The sequence below is a fragment of the Mesorhizobium sp. C399B genome (genome assembly GCF_030323185.1).
In the GTDB taxonomy this organism is placed as follows: Bacteria; Pseudomonadota; Alphaproteobacteria; order Rhizobiales; family Rhizobiaceae; genus Mesorhizobium.
Genome location: NZ_CP100472.1, coordinates 2511314 through 2528452 on the forward strand (window position 1 = coordinate 2511314; position 17139 = coordinate 2528452).

At 63.7% G+C, this 17139-nt stretch carries 18 protein-coding genes and 1 riboswitch; of the genes, 7 read left to right on the forward strand and 11 right to left on the reverse strand.

Features of this window, described 5'->3' with window-relative positions:
- Positions 1–65 precede the first annotated feature (65 nt).
- Positions 66–1013 (reverse strand): aldo/keto reductase, encoded by a 948-nt coding sequence (locus tag NLY36_RS11895; protein WP_023735192.1) that lies wholly within the window; start codon positions 1011–1013, stop codon positions 66–68.
- A gap of 164 nt (positions 1014–1177) precedes the next feature.
- Entirely contained in the window at positions 1178–1711 is a 534-nt protein-coding gene (locus NLY36_RS11900) for a gamma-glutamylcyclotransferase (RefSeq protein WP_023735193.1), read from the reverse strand.
- 124 nt (positions 1712–1835) lie between these two features.
- Between NLY36_RS11900 and NLY36_RS11905 the strand changes: the two genes are divergently transcribed.
- Both NLY36_RS11905 and NLY36_RS11910 read left to right on the forward strand, forming a co-directional pair.
- Positions 1836–2834 carry a DUF2125 domain-containing protein gene (locus tag NLY36_RS11905; protein ID WP_023735194.1) on the forward strand — a complete coding sequence of 333 codons (999 nt, stop codon included), beginning with the start codon at positions 1836–1838 and terminating at the stop codon, positions 2832–2834.
- A gap of 124 nt (positions 2835–2958) precedes the next feature.
- Positions 2959–3882 (forward strand): sugar kinase, encoded by a 924-nt coding sequence (locus NLY36_RS11910; RefSeq protein ID WP_023735195.1) that lies wholly within the window; start codon positions 2959–2961, stop codon positions 3880–3882.
- A gap of 7 nt (positions 3883–3889) precedes the next feature.
- Here NLY36_RS11910 and NLY36_RS11915 read toward each other — a convergent pair whose 3' ends face one another.
- Positions 3890–4825 carry a prephenate/arogenate dehydrogenase family protein gene (locus tag NLY36_RS11915; RefSeq protein ID WP_023735196.1) on the reverse strand — a complete coding sequence of 312 codons (936 nt, stop codon included), beginning with the start codon at positions 4823–4825 and terminating at the stop codon, positions 3890–3892.
- A 4-nt stretch (positions 4826–4829) separates the two neighbouring features.
- Positions 4830–5939, reverse strand: a complete 1110-nt coding sequence (gene hisC / locus NLY36_RS11920; RefSeq protein ID WP_023686716.1) for a histidinol-phosphate transaminase — start codon at positions 5937–5939, stop codon at positions 4830–4832.
- A gap of 126 nt (positions 5940–6065) precedes the next feature.
- Positions 6066–6143: riboswitch (SAM riboswitch) on the forward strand.
- A gap of 60 nt (positions 6144–6203) precedes the next feature.
- On the opposite strand from hisC, the gene metX reads away from it, so the two are divergent.
- Complete coding sequence (metX, locus tag NLY36_RS11925; protein WP_023685352.1) at positions 6204–7373, forward strand: homoserine O-acetyltransferase MetX; 1170 nt, start codon at positions 6204–6206, stop codon at positions 7371–7373.
- Positions 7370–7984, forward strand: coding sequence for a methionine biosynthesis protein MetW (gene metW, locus NLY36_RS11930; RefSeq protein ID WP_023685353.1), 615 nt, complete (start codon positions 7370–7372; stop codon positions 7982–7984). The genes metX and metW overlap by 4 nt, the downstream gene beginning before the upstream one ends.
- Before the next feature lie 7 nt (positions 7985–7991).
- Here metW and NLY36_RS11935 read toward each other — a convergent pair whose 3' ends face one another.
- Entirely contained in the window at positions 7992–8312 is a 321-nt protein-coding gene (locus NLY36_RS11935; RefSeq protein WP_023735197.1) for a DUF1330 domain-containing protein, read from the reverse strand.
- A 248-nt stretch (positions 8313–8560) separates the two neighbouring features.
- Between NLY36_RS11935 and NLY36_RS11940 the strand changes: the two genes are divergently transcribed.
- Entirely contained in the window at positions 8561–9496 is a 936-nt protein-coding gene (locus NLY36_RS11940; RefSeq protein WP_023735198.1) for a glycosyltransferase family 2 protein, read from the forward strand.
- A gap of 51 nt (positions 9497–9547) precedes the next feature.
- On the opposite strand, the gene NLY36_RS11945 is transcribed toward NLY36_RS11940, so the two are convergent.
- The 3 genes from NLY36_RS11945 to NLY36_RS11955 form a co-directional block, all read right to left on the reverse strand.
- Positions 9548–10336, reverse strand: coding sequence for a DUF1194 domain-containing protein (locus tag NLY36_RS11945; RefSeq protein ID WP_023735199.1), 789 nt, complete (start codon positions 10334–10336; stop codon positions 9548–9550).
- A gap of 64 nt (positions 10337–10400) precedes the next feature.
- Positions 10401–12221 carry an ABC transporter ATP-binding protein/permease gene (locus tag NLY36_RS11950; RefSeq protein WP_286461906.1) on the reverse strand — a complete coding sequence of 607 codons (1821 nt, stop codon included), beginning with the start codon at positions 12219–12221 and terminating at the stop codon, positions 10401–10403.
- Positions 12222–12358: 137 nt separating this feature from the next.
- Positions 12359–13141: a class I SAM-dependent methyltransferase gene (locus NLY36_RS11955; protein WP_023735200.1), complete on the reverse strand. Its 783-nt coding sequence runs from the start codon at positions 13139–13141 to the stop codon at positions 12359–12361.
- 118 nt (positions 13142–13259) lie between these two features.
- On the opposite strand from NLY36_RS11955, the gene gloB reads away from it, so the two are divergent.
- Both gloB and NLY36_RS11965 read left to right on the forward strand, forming a co-directional pair.
- Positions 13260–14027: a hydroxyacylglutathione hydrolase gene (gene gloB, locus NLY36_RS11960; RefSeq protein ID WP_023670687.1), complete on the forward strand. Its 768-nt coding sequence runs from the start codon at positions 13260–13262 to the stop codon at positions 14025–14027.
- Between the two features lie 20 nt (positions 14028–14047).
- On the forward strand, positions 14048–14479 hold the full coding sequence (locus NLY36_RS11965; RefSeq protein WP_023699114.1) for a cupin domain-containing protein: 432 nt from the start codon (positions 14048–14050) through the stop codon (positions 14477–14479).
- On the opposite strand, the gene NLY36_RS11970 is transcribed toward NLY36_RS11965, so the two are convergent.
- From NLY36_RS11970 to NLY36_RS11980, 3 genes are read right to left on the reverse strand one after another with little or no spacing between them, the layout of a single operon-like run.
- Positions 14476–15150 carry a lysoplasmalogenase gene (locus NLY36_RS11970; protein ID WP_023735201.1) on the reverse strand — a complete coding sequence of 225 codons (675 nt, stop codon included), beginning with the start codon at positions 15148–15150 and terminating at the stop codon, positions 14476–14478. The two genes, NLY36_RS11965 and NLY36_RS11970, sit on opposite strands and share 4 nt — an antisense overlap.
- The gene (gene yddG, locus NLY36_RS11975; protein WP_023699112.1) at positions 15147–16034 is read right to left on the reverse strand and encodes an aromatic amino acid exporter YddG; all 888 of its coding nucleotides are present in this window, start codon (positions 16032–16034) and stop codon (positions 15147–15149) included. Before yddG ends, NLY36_RS11970 begins: the two co-directional genes overlap by 4 nt.
- A gap of 45 nt (positions 16035–16079) precedes the next feature.
- Positions 16080–16880, reverse strand: coding sequence for a DUF3108 domain-containing protein (locus tag NLY36_RS11980; RefSeq protein ID WP_023711708.1), 801 nt, complete (start codon positions 16878–16880; stop codon positions 16080–16082).
- Positions 16881–17139: the final 259 nt, after the last annotated feature.

The following is a 17139-nucleotide window of genomic DNA, read 5'->3' on the forward strand; positions in this document are numbered from 1 at the left end:
TAATGGAGAACAGTGTGGCAAGGCGGACAGCCGTCGTCTTGAACGATCGTGCCGAACCTGCGCGGCTAGGCGCTGGCCTTGTCCAGCGCCACGAGATCCTCCGCGCTGAGCTTCAGCGATGCGGCGCGCACCAGGCTGTCGACCTGGTCCAGCGTCGTGGCGCTGGCGATCGGCGCGGTGATGCCGGGCTGCGCCATCACCCAAGAGAGTGCTACTTCCGCCTGCTTGGCCGAATGGCGCGCCGCCACAGTGTCGAGTGCGGCCAGAATGCGCATGCCGCGCGCATTGAGATAAGCCTTCACGCCGCCGCCGCGTTCACTTTTGCCGAGATCGGCCTCGCTACGGTATTTGCCGCTCAAAAACCCCTTGGCGAGGCTGAAATAGGTGATGACGCCGATATCCTCGGCCACGCACAGATCATGCAGCGGCCCGTCGAAGGATGAGCGGTCGTAGAGATTGTATTCCGGCTGCAGCACGCTGTAGCGCGGCAGCCCGCGCAGGCTGGCAACATCGAGCGCGGCGCGCAGCTGGCCGGCGTCAAGATTCGAGGCGCCGATATGGCGGACCTTGCCGGCAGCGAGCAGCTTCTGGTAGGCGCCGAGCGTCTCCTCATAAGGGGTTGTCGGGTCCGGCCAATGCGAGAGATAAAGGTCGATCACGTCGGTCTGCAATCGCTTGAGCGACGCCTCGACTGCCCTTTCGATATGGGCAGCGGACAGATCCTTCTTGCCTTGTCCCATATCCGAGCCGACTTTGGTGATGACGATGATCTTGTCACGGTTGCCGCGGCTTTTCATCCATTTGCCGATGATGGTCTCGGACTCGCCGCCCGCGTGGCCGGGCACCCAGCGCGAATAGGCATCGGCCGTATCGATAGCGTTGAGGCCGGCGTCGCCGAACCGGTCGAGCAGGTCGAAGGAGGTCTTCTCGTCCGCGGTCCAGCCGAAGACATTGCCGCCCAGGACCAGCGGCGCGATGGAAAGGTCGGTTTGACCGAGACGGCGTTTTTGCAAGACGGGGCTCCGTGGGCTGGCGGCGGGCGACCCGAATGCTCCGGGCCGCAGCTAAGCTAGGTCTCGCCGCGCCGAGGTCAAAGGCCTCAGCCAATTTTTCCAGCGGGCCAGCGCTTCACAAAGGCGCAAGAGCTTCGCCTGCAGGCTCGCCGTGGTCTACTGGCTCACGTGGCGATCCGCTTCGCCACCTCTTCCAGCCAGTGGTCGCTGATACCCAGCGCCGCGAGATGCTGCAGCGTGTTGAGCACATAGTCCTCGTTGTTTCCGGACTGGCCGACGGCGCCACGGATAACACCTGCCGCATGCGCGGGGTCGAGCCCGCCGGCATACTGCTCATGCTGGCGGTCGACGATATAGGCGACCGCTTTCACTCTCTCTCCCGCGGCCGCCCCATTCCCGTCGAGGCTGATATCGAGCACACGCTCGAGGTAGACGCTGGTCACCAATTCGCGCTCGCGCAGATAGGTCAGCACCTCATCGCGCAGCTCGCCGGGCACGCGAAAGGCCAGCCCGATGCAGGAGCCGCCACGGTCGAGGCCGAGCACCAGGCCCGGCCGCTGACGCGTGCCGCGATGCACGAAGGAATAGACGCAGAGCGACCGGCGGTAGCCGTAAAGCCGCGCGCGGCGGGTCTCGACATGCGCGAATCCCGGTCGCCAGATCAGCGAGCCGTAGCCAAAAACCCAAAAATCGCCCATATCGCCAAGCCTGATTGCACGAGAGTGACGCCGCCGCATCGGAATCGGTGCTCTTCTGTTCTTTTTGCTTGTTGCGTAAGCCACAGTCCACCCGCAACACGCCCGCGTTAATGAAAGCCGCAGCATGACGTCAAGTGACGAGCGTCCGTCGAAGTTTCGCCGCCGGCTGATGTGGCTCGCTGCCTTGGTCGTTATGCTGTTCGGCGTCTACAGCGCGGTCTGGTTCTATGTCGCCGGTCGCGTCAGCAGCGAAGCCGACAAAGCGGTAGCCTCGCTCAAGGACAAAGGCATCGAGGCCGGCTGCGCCAACCTCACCGTCAGCGGCTACCCCCTGAGTTTTGCCATCTCCTGTGACAATCTGGCTTACGAGGACGACGCCAGGAACGTTGCCGCCTCGGCAGGCAGCTTCAACTTCGTTGCAGAGCTCATCCGGCCTTTGTCGCCTGCCGCCGAGTTGCGTGGGCCGCTGCGCACCTCGGTGCCGGGGATGGCGCCGCTATGGATCGATTGGGACAATCTGCAGGCCAATGCCAAGCTCTCCTGGCCCTTGCCACGCAGCATTTCGCTGCAGGCCGAGAGCTTGTCCGGCCAGACCGATCCGGCCGACGACACCGACCCGGTTTCACTATTCAGCGCCGGAACGGCGGCGGGCGAGTTGCGGCCGGACGGTCAGGACCTTGGCTATACCGGAAGCTTCACCGATCTTGAGATCGACGCCGACGCGATCGGCGGGCGCGTGCTGCCGCCGCTCGACGGCAGCGGCGACGCGACGCTGAAGAACGGCGTCGCGCTGATGAAGACGCAGGCCAGGAGCCTGCGCGGCCAGGCGGTCGGCATCCACAAGCTCGATCTCTCGTCGGGAACCGCGCGCATCACCGTCTCCGGCCCGGTGTCGGTCGACGCCAACGGCCAGGTCAATGCCGACCTGACGATCAAGCTGCAGGATCCCAAAGCCGTGGCGGCAATCCTCGCCACCGCAATCCCCGAGCAGAAGAGCCAGATCGAGCAAGGCTTTGCCGGTCTGGCGCTGCTCGGCAACGAACCGTCGATGCCGCTCAAGGTGGTGAAGGGCAAGGTCTCGCTCGGCTTCATTCCGCTGGGCAAGATCAAGCCGCTCGATTAGAGCAATTCCAGGAAAAGTGTGAGCAGTTTTCCGTCCGGAATTGCGTTAAAACAAAGAGACAGAGCATGATCGCAAAGAGCGGCAACGGCTTTTGGGGAGAGATCATGCTCGAGCAAGCCGACGCATGAACCGACCGGTGAAACTGCTGAGCGTTGGCGCGCTGACGCTGGATACCATCCTGCGCGTCGAAACCCTGCCCACGCATCAGGGCAAGTTCATCGCCTCGGACGGCGTCCAGATCGCCTCGGGCATGGCGACAAGTGCTGCCTGCGCCGCCCGCCGTCTCGGCGCCGAGGTGTTCCTGTGGGCAAGTGCAGGTGACGATGCCGTCGGCGACCAATTGCTGGCCGGCATCGAGGCCGAGGGCGTCGATTGCGACTTTGTCCGCCGCGTCGAAGGCGCCCGCTCGGCGCTGGCCGCGATCCTGGTCGACGCTCATGGCGAGCGCATCATCGTGCCCTTCTACGACCCAAAGGCGCAGGCCGACCCCGAGGCGGTGCCTGTCGCCGATCTTTCCGGCTTCGATGCCGTGCTGGTCGATGTGCGCTGGCCGGGCGCCGCTGCTCTTGCCTTGACCGCCGCGCGCGACGCCGGTTGCCCGGCAATCCTCGACGCCGACACGGCGCCGCTGGAGGTGCTGGAGCGCCTGCTGCCGCTGGCATCGCACATCGTCGCTTCGGAGACGGCGGCACGCATCGTCTGCGGCCATGCGCTGGACCCCGAAACCGCCTGTGCCGACCTCGCCAGCCGCACCGACGCCTTCGTGGCGGTGACCGGCGGCGCCTCGGGAAGCTGGTGGCATGACCGGTCCGCCGGATGCGTGCGCCACATCGCGGCGCCGAAGATCAAGGCGGTCGACACGCTTGCCGCCGGCGACGTCTTCCACGGCGCCTTTGCTGTCGCGTTGGCGGAAACCATGGCGATCGAGCAGGCGTTGCGCTTTGCCAGCGCGGCGGCCGCGCTCAAATGCCAGCGCTTCGGCGGCCGGCTGGGCGCGCCGGACCGGGCCGAGACAATGGCCATGGTCGCGGCGACCTGGCCCGTCTGAAACAGATTTAACTTTTCACCGGGTGCTCGACCGCCTGCCGGCCGAAATCCGGCACGTCGATATCCTGGCCGGCCTCGATGATCGAACGGCGAACGGCCCGGGTGCGGGTGAACAGGTCGAACAGCTTGTCGCCGTCGCCCCAGCGGATCGCCCGCTGCAGCGAGGCGAGGTCCTCCGAAAAGCGCGCCAGCATTTCCAGGATGGCATCCTTGTTGTGCAGGCACACGTCGCGCCACATGGTCGGGTCGGAGGCGGCCAGACGGGTGAAGTCGCGGAAACCGGAAGCCGAATATTTGATCACTTCCGACTTGGTCACCGATTCCAGATCGTCGGCCGTGCCGACGATGTTGTAGGCAATGATGTGCGGAAGATGCGAAACGATGGCCAGCGTCATGTCATGATGCTGCGGGTCCATCGTGTCGATGTTGGAGCCGCAGCGCCGCCAGAATTCCGACAGCTTTTCCAGCGCGGCCGGATCGGTTCCCGGCAGCGGCGTGAAGATGCACCAGCGGTTTTCGAACAGCTCGGCGAAACCCGCATCCGGGCCCGATTTCTCCGTACCCGCCAGCGGGTGTCCCGGAATGAAGTGCACGCCGTCCGGCACATAGGGCTGCATTTGCGCAATGACGGAGGCCTTGGTCGAACCGACATCGGTGAGGATGGCGCCTTTTTTCAGCGCCGCTGCGATCTCTTGCGCCACCTCGCCCGACGACCCCACTGGCACCGAGACGATGATCAGGTCGGCGTCGAGGACCGCTTCCCTGGCGTCGGTGGTGTAGCTCTCGCCAAGACCGAGCTCCTTCGCCCGCGCCAGCGTGGCCGGGCTGCGCGTCGCGATGGCGACATGGCGGGCCAGGCCCTCGCGGCGGATGATGCGGGCCAGCGACGAGCCGATCAGGCCGATGCCGACCAGCGCGATCTTTTCAAACATCGGTGCTGTCATTGTTTCAGCTTTTCAGGAATGTCGTGAGGGCATCGATGACGCCGCGATTTGCTTCTTCGGTGCCGACGCTCATGCGCAGCGCATTGGGAAAGCCATAGCCGGTAACGCGCCGCAATATATAGCCGCGCTGGGTGAGGTAATCGTCCGCCGCCTCAGCCGAATGCCTCTTGTCGTCGGGAAAGTGGATGAGGACGAAATTGCCGACGCTGGGCGTCACGCGCAGCCCAAGCTTCGTCAGTTCTTCATTCAGCCAGGTAAGCCAGGTCTCGTTGTGCAACGAACTGCGCTCGACATGGGCGCGGTCGCGGATGGCGGCAATGCCGGCCTCGATCGCTGTTGCGTTAACGTTGAAAGGGCCGCGGATGCGGTTGATGGCATCGACGATGTGCAGTGGGCCATACATCCAGCCGATGCGCGCGCCGCCAAGGCCGAGCTTGGAGAAGGTGCGGGTCATGACCACATTCTGTGCGCTGCCCGCCAGCTCGATGCCGGCCTCATAGTCATTGCGCCTGACATATTCGGCATAGGCCGCGTCGAGCACCAGAAGCACGTTGCCCGGGAGAGCGGAATGCAGGCGGCGGACCTCCTGGAACGGCAGATAGGTTCCGGTCGGATTGTTGGGATTGGCGAGGAAGATGATTTTGGTCCGCGGCGTCACCGCGGCCAGGATCGCGTCGACGTCGGCGCGTTCCTCGGTTTCCTTGATCGTCACCGGTGTCCCGCCGGCCGACTGGATGTAGATCTTGTAGATCATGAAGGCGTGTTCGGTGATGATGGCCTCATCGCCGGCCGCCAGATAGGTCTGCGCCAGCAGGCCCAAAATCTCGTCGGAACCGTTGGAGCAGATGATGTTTGCCGGGTTGAGGCCATGCACCTCGGCGATCGCCTCGCGCAGCCGGCGGGCGGTGCCGTCGGGATAGACATCGAGCTTGCTGGCCACTTCGCGCGCGGCCTCGATCGCCTTCGGCGACGGGCCGAGCGGGTTCTCGTTCGACGACAATTTATGGACCTTGGCGACGCCGGCCGGTGCTGTGCTCTTGCCCGGCACATAGGCGTCGATGTCCATAATGCCCGCGCGGGGCGTCGGTCGTGCCTTGTCCGCTGTCTTGTCCATGTCGCAAATCCATCGAGAATGCCTCCGTCCGGAGGCCGCAGCGGAAATACAAGCCGTAGCCGCGAATGTCGAGAGGCGGGCAATAGCTGGCCGTTGACGCCGGGCCGCACGAGTTCTAGAAGAACGCAACAGTTCCGTGGTGATTTGGCCGGTCGGCTTGCAGCCACGTTAAACAACTCGCTAAAGGGCCGTTTGCGTGACGTAACCGGCTTTGCGATCGCATTGCCGGTTTTTTATTGCCTGACGGCGGGCAAGGAGAGTCACATGGCCGCGCTCCGCGCTACAAAAACCAACAACGAGGCCGACAACCCGTCGAGCCCTGTGTTGCGTTTTGGCCCTGACAAGCCGCTGAAGCTTGACGCCGGCACGCTTTTGTCGCCGTTCCAGATCGCCTACCAGACATATGGCGCCCTCAACGATGCCCGCACCAACGCCATCCTGGTCTGCCACGCGCTGACCGGCGACCAGCATGTCGCCAGCACCAATCCGGTGACCGGCAAGCCCGGCTGGTGGGAAGTGCTGATCGGTCCCGGCAAGATCATCGACACCAACCGCTTCTTCGTCATTTGCTCCAACGTCATCGGCGGCTGCCTCGGCTCCACCGGTCCGGCCTCGACCAATCCCGCCACCGGCAAGCCCTACGGCCTCGACCTGCCAATCATCACCATCCGCGACATGGTGCGGGCGCAACTGATGCTGGTCGACCATTTCGGCATCGAAAAGCTGTTTTGCGTGCTCGGCGGCTCGATGGGCGGCATGCAGGTGCTGGAATGGGCGTCATGCTATTCCGAGCGCGTCTTCTCGGCCCTGCCGATCGCCACAGGCGCACGCCATTCCTCGCAGAACATCGCCTTCCACGAGGTCGGCCGGCAGGCCGTCATGGCCGATCCGGACTGGCATGGCGGCAAATATTTCGAGCACGGCAAGCGCCCGGAAAAGGGGCTCGCCGTGGCGCGCATGGCCGCCCACATCACCTATCTGTCGGAAGCCGCCCTGCATCGGAAATTCGGCCGCAATCTGCAGGACCGCGAAGCGCTGACCTTCGGTTTCGACGCAGATTTCCAGATCGAAAGCTATCTGCGCCACCAGGGCATGACATTCGTCGACCGCTTCGACGCCAACTCCTACCTCTACATGACCCGTTCGATGGATTATTTCGACCTCGCCGCCGACCATGGCGGCCGGTTGGCAGATGCCTTTGCCGGGACCAAGACCCGCTTCTGCCTGGTGTCCTTCACCTCGGACTGGCTGTTCCCGACCGAGGAGAGCCGCTCGATCGTGCATGCGCTTAACGCCGCCGGCGCCTCCGTCTCCTTCGTCGAGATCGACACCGACCGCGGCCATGATGCCTTCCTGCTCGATGAACCCGAACTGTTTGCCGCCATCAAGGGCTTCATCGGCTCGGCGGCCCGCGCAAGGGGGCTCGCCTCATGAGCGTCAATGGCAGCCAGCGCGTCGACCTCGAAGTCGTGGCCAACCTGATACCGCCGCAGTCGCGGGTGCTCGATGTCGGCTCCGGCGACGGCCTGCTGCTCGAACTCCTGCAGGAGACTAAGCAGGTCGACGGCCGCGGGCTGGAGCTGTCACAGCGCGGCGTCAATGAATGCGTGGCGCGCGGTCTCTCGGTCATCCAGGGGGATGCCGATACCGACCTCGAATTCTATCCGGACAAGGGTTTTGACTTCGTCGTCCTGTCTCAGACGCTGCAGGCGACCCGCAACCCGAAGCTGGTGCTCGACGAGCTGCTGCGAATCGGCAACCGCGCCATCGTCTCCTTCCCCAATTTCGGCCACTGGCGGGTGCGGCTGTCGCTGTTCGTCAAGGGCCGGATGCCGGTAACCGCGGACCTGCCCTATTCCTGGTACGACACGCCCAACATCCATTTCTGCACCATCCGCGACTTCGTCAATCTGGTCGAGGAACTCGGCGCTTCGGTCGAGAAAGCCACCGCGCTCGACGGCAACGGCCAGAAGATCGGCCTGTCGATGCCATGGTGGTTCTGGAATTTCTTCGGCCAGCAAGCGGTGTTCTTGCTGAAGCGGTAGTTTGCCCCTATTCCAGCACGTTCGTCGCCTTGTGCGGGTGCTGAACGCCATCGGCGATGATCACATCGGCGTGGGAGTTGTCGGTGCGCAAGGCCAGAATCACCCGATAGGCTGATGAATCGTACCAGCCCCACGCATGCGCCCTGTCCGGAAACTCGATGACGATCAGATGCCCGGGCCATTCGTTTTCGACCACGTCCATGTCGCCGCCGTGGACAAGGAAGCGGCCGCCGAACGGCTCCAATGTGGCGTCGATCCTCTGCAGATACTCGACAATCTGCGGGCCCATTGTGACTTGACGCATATGGGCGACGGCGTAGGCGGCCATGGCTGAACTCCCTGTGAGATCGAAGCCCGACGACCGGCTTCGTTGGCGCAATCTGCAGACATGATGGCCATCGGTCGATTACGTCTGGGGTAATCGGCCGGCTTACCGGCGTCCTGGCTCAACAGTTTGTGATGACATTGCCGCTGGTTTTTTGTAGCGTCGAATCGAATGCCATCCCGGGGTAAGGCTTGGACGGCGACCATCAAAACCTCCGGCCTCCAGGCATTTCGGGGCACAATCGAAGCAACATGTCCAAGGCAACCGACCTCGCTCCGCTGATCTCGGTGATCACACCGACGCACAATCGCCGCAGCAAGGTGGTGCGCGCCGTGGAGAGCGTGCTGGCGCAGAATTTTCCCCGGTTCGAACACATTGTCGTCGATGACGGCTCGACCGACGGTACGGCAGCCGCACTTGCCGAAATCCGCGATCCACGGCTGATCTATGTTGGCTCGAAATGGCGCGGCGCCAATGCCGCCCGCAATGCCGGCATCGAGCGGGCGCAGGCGCCGGTGGTGACATTCCTCGATTCCGACGACGTCTATTTGCCGGATCGCCTGGCGCGGACGCTGGAGCAGTTCGACAACAATCCCTCGCTCGAAGTGCTGATCAGTTCCTTCGTGTCGCTGAAGGGCAATCGCCGCACCAACTGCGTCAACCGCGAAGCGCTGCTGAGCCGCGACTCGCTGGAGCGGGCCCTTGTCGCGCAGACCATCTTCATTGCCGGGTCGGCAATCACCGCCCGGCGCGAGTCGCTGCTGGCCATCGGCGGCTACGACAGTGACGTCACGCGCATGCAGGATCGCGAATTGTTGCTGCGCTTTGCCCGTCGCAGCGGCGCGCAGCTGTCCGAAGTGATCGACTGGAAAAAGTACAACTCGGAGAATTCGATCTCCGGTCGCCGGGACGGCTATGTCGAAGCCTATGCGAGCTTGATCGACAAGCACCCCTATATCGCCGACCGCTACCCCTACATTCCGCCTTACATGATCGCCCGGCAGCTCATCGCCGATGCACTCAAGGGCAGGGTTTCGCAGGCGTTCTCCGGCTATATGGCCAACCGGTCGTCGAAGGCGCTTGGCTATTCGCTGCTGCAGCTGTTGCGTGGCTATGTCGGCGGCCGGCGCTGGCGCCGCGATCTCTATGCCGAATTTCGCGACAAATACGGTGCACGGCCGGCCTGAAGTTTGCCGACAAGCCGCGCAGCGGCTTTCCCCTCCGAACTGCCTCAAACCTCATTTGTCGAGTTCCGGCAGATATGGGTCGGAATATAGCCGCCGGTCGCGTTCGCCCTGCAGGCAGTCCATGGGTGCGGCGGCATCGATCGGGACCACGGTCGCATCGGCGATGCCGCTCACCTCCAGGATCAACTTGCGGCGTATGGCGGTGGCGAATTCCGAGGCCGCATAGATCGGCAACACGAAGGAGCCGGGCCCACCGGTGACGCAGTCGTCATAATACTGGTCGAGATGGCTGAAGGTCGGCGACGGGCTGATCAGGATCGGCAGGCCGTTGATGACGATGCCCTTGGCCACCGCCGCATCGCGTGTCGTGGCGACGGGCAGCCCGGTGTTGTTGGGACCGTCGCCGGAAATGTCGATGACGCTGCGTGGCGCATCGAACCCCGTGCCCTCGAACAGCCCGGCGCCGAAGGCAAGCGCACCGGAAATCGAGGTGCCGCGAAAGCTGCGGAACGGCCGCGCTTCTATTTTGTCGGCGAAGGCGTTGGCGCTCTCTGCGCTGTCGATCACCTGCCAGGCGATGACGCCATCCTCGCGCACGACGCCCGCCCATTCGAAATAGGCAAGCGCGATGCGCCCGGTGGTTCCCGAGCGCACGGCCTTGATGAAATCGGGATGCCTGAGCGCCTCGACATAGCCAGCGCGCTGCAGCGCGAACTCCCTCTCGTCCATCGACTGTGAGATGTCGACGGCCAGCACCAGTTCGACATCCACGGCAACGGCCGGGGCAGCCACGGGCGTGGTGCAGGCAAGGCAGGCAAGCAGGCTGAGCGCATCGAGCATGGCCGCACCACGGATGTTTCGCCCCGTGAATCTTCGCCGCGATCGCGGCGAAATAAAGCCCCTTCTACTTCTTTCGCCGCACGGCCGCTTTCGGCGGCGGGTCGATGGCGCCGGTCCTGACTCGGGCGGGTTTCAGTGGCGCAGCACCCGTATCCTTCACGATGTTCAATGCGCGTGGAAAGAAATGACCATTGTGCAGTCCGCGCCCGATGTTGAGGATCGCGGTTTCCGGCAGGCGTTTCTCCAGCATGGACAGTACCCTTCGCAGCGAAGGACCATCGAACGCGTCCATCGCTTCGTCGATGATCACCCATTTCGGCTGCCGCAAGGCCAGCCTGGCGAAGGCCAGCGACCGCTGTTCGTCATCGTTGAGTTCACGCTCCCAGCGTGCGGAACGGTCGAGCGAGGATGACAGCCGCTCGAGGCCGACCTCGGCCAGCACCGCCCCAAAATCAGCATCGCCAGCCGGCGCCGAGCCATTCGGATGCAGCACTTCGCGTAACGTGCCGGCAGGAAAATACGGAACACGCGGCACGAAAATCGGCGTTTCTCCGGCCGGCAAGCCGATCCGCCCGCTGCCCCAGGGCCAAAGGCCGGCAATGGCGCGGAAGAACAATGTCTTGCCGGCGCCTGGGTCGCCGGTGATCATGACGCGCTCACCGGGATGAATCTCGACATGGCTGTCTGAAAGTTTGGTGCAGCCCTCCGGCGAGGCCACTTGGAGCTTCTCGAAGGTCAGGCTGCCATTGGCGTTATCGCCGAATTCGATGCGCTTTTCCTTGTCGTGCAGCACATCGGTTTCATCGAGCGCAATGCGGAAGTCGGCAACGCGCATCAGCGTGGCGCGCCAGTCGGCGATGCCGCCGATATTGTTGATGAACCAGCGCAGCGACGAGTGCACCTGGTTGAAGGCGCCGACCGCCATCATCAACCCGCCAAAGCTGATATCGCCTGAAAAATAGACCGGCGATGCCACAAGGATCGGCGCCACCACGGTGATCCAGCCATAGGTATCGGTCACCCAGGAAAGGTTGATCTGCGCTTTGTAGATGTTTCGCATCGCGCCCAGCACCGTGCCAAGGTCGATTTCGAGCCGTCTCTTGGCATCGGCTTCGCCGTGATAGAGCGCGATGGCGTCGACATTCTCGTTGACGCGCACCATCGAGGAGCGCAGTTCGGCCTCGCGGGTGTAGCGGTCGCTGTTGAGGCGGATCAGCGGCCGCCCGACCAGCCAGCTCAGCCAGGAGGCGATGCCGGCATAGAGGAACGCGGCCCAGACCATGTAGCCCGGTATCGCCAGCGACCAGCCGTTGATGTGGAAGACGAAGCCCGACGAGAGTTGCCAAAGCACGCCGACGAACGACACCAGCAGGATGAAGGATTGCAGCAGGCCGACGCCGAGGTCCGTCGACAGATCGGACAGATGCGCGGCATCCTGCTGCATGCGCTGGTCGGGATTGACGCCGATGGCGCCGGCATTGGCGAGCCGGAAGGCCCGCGCCGGCCGCATCCATTGGTCGATCAGGTCGAGCGTCAGCGCCTCGCGCAGCTTCAGCCGGATCATCTGGTTGAGCCAGGTCTGAGCGATGTTGAGCAGGAGCAGCGTGCCGGCAATCACGGCAAAGATCAACAGCTGATGCAGGAAGGCCGCCATGTCGCGACGCGCCAGCGCATCGTAGAAAGGCTGGTTCCAGCGGTTGAGCAGAACCTGGCCGATCGACGTCGCGACGATGACCGCCATAATGCCGACCGACGTCCAGACCAGCCACTTGCGCACCGGTGAGCCTATCAGCGCCCGTTTGATCGTCGCCACCTGATCGCGCAGGCTGCTGGCTTCGACGGTTACCGGCTGAGCGGTGGCGGACTTGTCCGGTTGATCAGCCATGCACGAAGTCCTTGCGTTCAGAAGCGTTGCTGAAACCAGATGGAGAGACTTGAAGGCATCCGCCGCTCAAACGGACCGCGAATGCATCTGCGACAGAAAGGTGGGAAAAACCCACGCAACACCAGTTTTCATGATGATCACGAAGGTGTCACCTGACGCGTCGTCGATGTCACCCCTTCCGCCCGGCGGCCAAGCCGGGTGGCACCGTGCGGTGACAGTACCGGCACGAAGACACGGCGCGAAGCGCGCTGCGCGACCGGCACGCCCTGATAGAGCCGCTTCTGCGCCTCGACCACGATGACGCCGGAAAAGATCGGCCAGAACCGCCGGCCGGCGCGCTCCAGAACATTGTGGAACCGCATCATGAAGCGCCGCGGCGATGGCGGGAAGAACAGCGCGTCGGACCAGGAAGCCGGTGTGAAATTCGCCTCGCGCAGCAATTCTGTCAGTTGGCCGCGCGAGAACGGCCGGCCGCTGCCGAACGGCGTGTGCTCGAACCGCGCCCAGACACCGCGCCGGTTGGGCACGACGATGACGACGCGCCCTGCCGGCGACAGCACCCGCCAGATCTCGTTCAGCGTCTCGCGCGGGTTTTCGACATGTTCGAGCGAATGCACGAGCAGCATGCGGTCGATGCAGGAATCGACCAGCGGCAATTCCTCGTCGAAGACCAGCGCCGTCGCCGTCGGTCCGTTCGCCGGCCAGACGACGGCCCCTTGCGTGGCAGGCATGAAGGCAAACACCCGCTCGGCATCGGTGCCAAACCGCTCCAGCCACGGCAAGGTATAGCCGAGCCCGACCAGCCGCTCATTGGGCACTGTTGCCCATATTGAGGACAGCGCCATGGTGATCGAGCGTTCTGCCAGGCGGCCGAGCGTGGTCGAATAGAAGGAGCGGAGATCGACGATATCGGAATGCATGCGCGGGACGGTAGCTGCGATGCCGCCCAAGTTCAACAAAGCCGCCACGTTCTGCAAAGCTAGAGTGACATCGGCGGCCAAGCGCCCTATGTCTGCGCCAACAGATGGAGAGATGCCAATGCCGGTCGAAATCGAACAGTTCATGTGCCGCAGCGACAATTTCGGCGTGCTGGTGCATGACCCGAAAAGCGGCGAGACCGCCATTATCGACGCACCCGAAGAAGCGCCGATCATTGCCGCGATCGAGCGTACCGGCTGGAAGCCGACGATGATCCTGACCACCCACCACCATGTCGACCATGTCGAGGCCAATCTGGCGCTGAAGGAGCGCTTCAAGCTGCGCATCGTCGGACCGGAGGCTGAAAAGGAAAAGATCCCCGGCATCGACGAGACCGTCGGGCAAGGCTCGGTCGTCCATCTCGGCGGCGAGCGGATCGATGTCATCGCCACGCCCGGCCACACAGCGGGCCATGTCTCCTATCATTTTCCGGCCTCGAAAGTGGCGTTCACCGCCGACACTTTGTTCGCGCTCGGCTGCGGCCGGCTGTTCGAATGCAAGCCGCCGGTGATGTATGAATCGCTGAAGAAGCTGGCGGCACTCCCGGCGGACACGGTCATCTATTGCGGCCATGAGTATACGCTTTCGAACGCCCGCTTTGCGTTGACCGTCGACCCGACCAATTCGGCGCTGAAAGAACGCGCCGCCAAGATCGAGACCCTGCGCGCCGACAACAAGGCGACGCTGCCGACCACGATCGGCGAGGAATTGTCGACCAATCCGTTCCTGCGCTGGCACGACCCGGCGATCCGCAAGCATCTCGGTATGGAGGAGGCCTCCGACGCCGAAGTGTTCGCGGAAATCCGCAAGCGCAAGGACAATTTCTGAGCATCGTTCCGGGATCAGCCATGACCAGCGCCGCTGAAATCATCGCCATGCTTGGCCTCAAGCCGCATCCGGAAGGCGGCTGGTATGCCGAGACCTTTCGCGACGGCGCCGGTGGCGCGCGTGGCCATTCGACGGCGATCTATTTCCTCCTTGAACAGGACCAGATTTCGGCCTGGCACCGGGTCAAGGACGCGGCCGAGGTCTGGCACTTCCATGCCGGAGCGCCGCTGGCGCTGTCGATGTGCGAGGAAGGTAGTCCAATGCTTAACCAGGTGATCGAGCAGGTGCTCGGCATTGAGCTTGCGGCGGGCGAGCGGCCGCAGATCGTCGTGCCGGCCGGCTGGTGGCAATCGGCGCGCAGCCTCGGCGAATGGACGTTGGTCGGCTGCACCGTGGCACCGGGCTTCGACTTCGCCGCGTTCGAAATGGCCGAGCCGGGCTGGCAGCCTTAGGCCAGAAGAAAACCAAGAGTTATGCAGAGCTGGGCGGCATAGTAGAGCACCCAGACCGCATAACGGATGCCGGCGCGATAGGGTGCTATTGCCGGAACCAGGAATTTCTCCGCGGCAAGCAGCCCGTCCGATGCCATGAACATAACAGCGCCGCCGATGACCCACGGATTGTCGAGCGTCAACGCCGAGATGCCCATCGCCAGAATGGCTGGGATATAGACGGCGATTGGCACCCGCAGGCCGGGGCCGACACGGCGCCAGAGTGCCGCCAGCATGATGACTGCGAAGGCCGCCATGGCCAGCGCGATGACGCCGCGCCATGTCTCGGCGCTGAGCACATCCAGCCCGCCGCCGCTGCGCAGGAAGAGCGGCACATAGAGGACATGCGCCGCAAGGAAGCTGGCCAGCCCGCCGAGGAAGGCCTTTTCGCCGTCACGCGACAGGAAGGCGTCGCCGACGGCGCTGAGCGCCAGCGCATCGACGAGCAACAGCGGCCCACCTTGCATGAAGGCCAGCGCCGCAAGCACGGCCACGGCCAGCGTCTTTGCCGCCGAGCGGGCCAGCGTCGGCCGCATGTCCAGGGTGAAGGCGTAGATCACCGCCGCCACCAGCGAAAAAATCAATGTTGCATTTGCGTTGGCGTCGATGCCGCCGGCGAACGGCATGGTCATGCGCTTGCCCCGCCAGTTGCCGCCTTGCGCAGGAACAACGATTTCGCCGCCAGCGCCGCGCCGCCGGTGATCAGCACGCAGGCGGCCAAGATACGCAGCGACGGCTCGGCAACGCCCGCCGCGATCAGCACCAATGTCGACAGCAGTGGCGCCGCATAGCTTGCCGCGCCGAGCACCTGGATGTTGCCGCGCTTTACGCCGATATCCCAGGCGTAGAAGGCCGCGCCCACCGGCATCAACCCCAAACCAAGCACCGCCAGCCACTGGCCGGGACCATCGGGCAGCACCGTCTTTTCCAGTAGAAGATGGCAGACGAGAGACAGGGCTGCCGTGGCGGCGCAGAACCAGGTGACGATCGAGGTCGGCACCGCCGGAAAGCGCCGCGACAGCAGCGAATAGGACGACCACAGCAGCGCACAGACGGCCGCCATCGCATAGCCGAAGGTGTAGCGAGCATCGAAGGCGAGGCCGCCACCCTTGGTGACGATCAGCACGGTCCCGGCGAGCCCGAGCAGCGCGCCGACGACATGGTTCCAGGCCAGCTTCTCGCCCGGCATCAGCGCTGATCCCAGCACGATCAGCAGCGGCCACAGATAGGCGATCAGGCTTGCCTCCACCGCCGGCGCGTTGCGCAGCGCGGTGAAATAGAAGAAATGGTATCCGAACAGTCCGGCAATGCCGATCACCCAGACCTGGCGTGGGATCTTCAGGCTTTTATCGGTCGCCGGCATGAACAGCCGGGCAACCAGCCCGACCGCGGTGCCGATGGTGAAGGTGATGGCCGAGAGCAAGAATGGCGGCACGGCGCCCGACGCATCGGTGAGCAACGCCAGCAGCGCCCACATGGCGACCGCCGAGAAACCGATCAGTGTTGCGCGCCCCATGCCCGTCTCCGGCGACTCGCCCCATTTCTATTCGGGTGGGCGCGTCTATTCAGTAGCTTCGAACCGCCCCGCGCTGACAGTCAAGGTGCCGATCTGCGTCCCGACCGTGGCGTGGATCGGGGCATATATGCCGGTTTGGCCGAGCGGTGCAAACGTCACCATCATCTGGCTCTTCTTCTTCAGGTAATTAAGCGCCTTGCGGCCCTTGCGGTAGCCTGCCACCGGCTCGAAGCTCATCTTGCAGGTAACGGTGTCGCCCTTGTAGCCCTTGACCGAGATCGATCCTTTCGAGGCGTAGGTCAGCGTCAGGTCGGCGCGCATCTCGCCGTCATAGAATTTCACCTTGCGCCCACAGACCTGGTCGAGGCTGTCGGCATGGATGACGGTAGCCGCCATCGGATCGAGCACAGATGCCAGATCGTTGCTGCCCAGCGGTATCCAGTTTTTGGGATTGCGCTTTTTCGGCTCGGGAATGACCTGGGTGGCGGTCACCGCGCCATTGGCAAAGCGGATATCGACCATGGAAGCCTTCTTGCCGGACTTATAATCGGCGCGAAATACCTGCGGCTGCATCTGCTTGCCCAGGATCTTGCCCTTTGACGAGATCGTGCCGCTCGTGTCGTCGAACAAGGTGGCGAGACCGGCGCTGGAGACGGTGCCGTCTATGGAATAGCTATCGCCTTCGTAGTGGCTGGAAAATGTCGCCTTGGCCACGGAAAGGCCGAGGAACGACACCGTGTATTCGCCCTTGAAGGACTGTGCGGTGGCTGCGGGCGCGGCGGCAAGGGTTGATGTCGGCAAGGCGGCGACAAGTATGGCGACAACGGCATGTGACGGGCGAAGCATGGCGGGCTCGGTCCTTGATTTTTTTTAACCGGAGGCGGGCGACTCCGGCTTAAGATGTCCCTGTCCGACCGCTTATAGGCTGAATTCCGGCCTTTATGTGAAACGCTCGTCACAGTCGTGGGCAAGCCGGAGCTTGACGCATTGGCGAAATGCAACTATGGAACGCCAACTTTTCCATAAGGCCGCCTGACTGAAACCGCGCGCCACCCGGCGCGGGCGAACAAGGTTTGGCAGGCTAGACAGAACTGAAGGTTAGAAC

Bases quoted from the DNA above. Each gene is read 5' to 3' on its own strand.
- NLY36_RS11900 (WP_023735193.1), bottom strand. From the start codon at position 1,711: ATGGGCGATTTTTGGGTTTTTGGCTACGGCTCGCTGATCTGGCGACCG.
- NLY36_RS11905 (WP_023735194.1), top strand. From the start codon at position 1,836: ATGACGTCAAGTGACGAGCGTCCGTCGAAGTTTCGCCGCCGGCTGATG.
- NLY36_RS11910 (WP_023735195.1), top strand. From the start codon at position 2,959: ATGAACCGACCGGTGAAACTGCTGAGCGTTGGCGCGCTGACGCTGGAT.
- NLY36_RS11915 (WP_023735196.1), bottom strand. From the start codon at position 4,825: ATGACAGCACCGATGTTTGAAAAGATCGCGCTGGTCGGCATCGGCCTG.
- hisC (WP_023686716.1), bottom strand. From the start codon at position 5,939: ATGGACAAGACAGCGGACAAGGCACGACCGACGCCCCGCGCGGGCATT.
- metX (WP_023685352.1), top strand. From the start codon at position 6,204: ATGGCCGCGCTCCGCGCTACAAAAACCAACAACGAGGCCGACAACCCG.
- metW (WP_023685353.1), top strand. From the start codon at position 7,370: ATGAGCGTCAATGGCAGCCAGCGCGTCGACCTCGAAGTCGTGGCCAAC.
- NLY36_RS11935 (WP_023735197.1), bottom strand. From the start codon at position 8,312: ATGGCCGCCTACGCCGTCGCCCATATGCGTCAAGTCACAATGGGCCCG.
- NLY36_RS11940 (WP_023735198.1), top strand. From the start codon at position 8,561: ATGTCCAAGGCAACCGACCTCGCTCCGCTGATCTCGGTGATCACACCG.
- NLY36_RS11945 (WP_023735199.1), bottom strand. From the start codon at position 10,336: ATGCTCGATGCGCTCAGCCTGCTTGCCTGCCTTGCCTGCACCACGCCC.
- NLY36_RS11950 (WP_286461906.1), bottom strand. From the start codon at position 12,221: ATGGCTGATCAACCGGACAAGTCCGCCACCGCTCAGCCGGTAACCGTC.
- NLY36_RS11955 (WP_023735200.1), bottom strand. From the start codon at position 13,141: ATGCATTCCGATATCGTCGATCTCCGCTCCTTCTATTCGACCACGCTC.
- gloB (WP_023670687.1), top strand. From the start codon at position 13,260: ATGCCGGTCGAAATCGAACAGTTCATGTGCCGCAGCGACAATTTCGGC.
- NLY36_RS11965 (WP_023699114.1), top strand. From the start codon at position 14,048: ATGACCAGCGCCGCTGAAATCATCGCCATGCTTGGCCTCAAGCCGCAT.
- NLY36_RS11970 (WP_023735201.1), bottom strand. From the start codon at position 15,150: ATGACCATGCCGTTCGCCGGCGGCATCGACGCCAACGCAAATGCAACA.
- yddG (WP_023699112.1), bottom strand. From the start codon at position 16,034: ATGGGGCGCGCAACACTGATCGGTTTCTCGGCGGTCGCCATGTGGGCG.
- NLY36_RS11980 (WP_023711708.1), bottom strand. From the start codon at position 16,880: ATGCTTCGCCCGTCACATGCCGTTGTCGCCATACTTGTCGCCGCCTTG.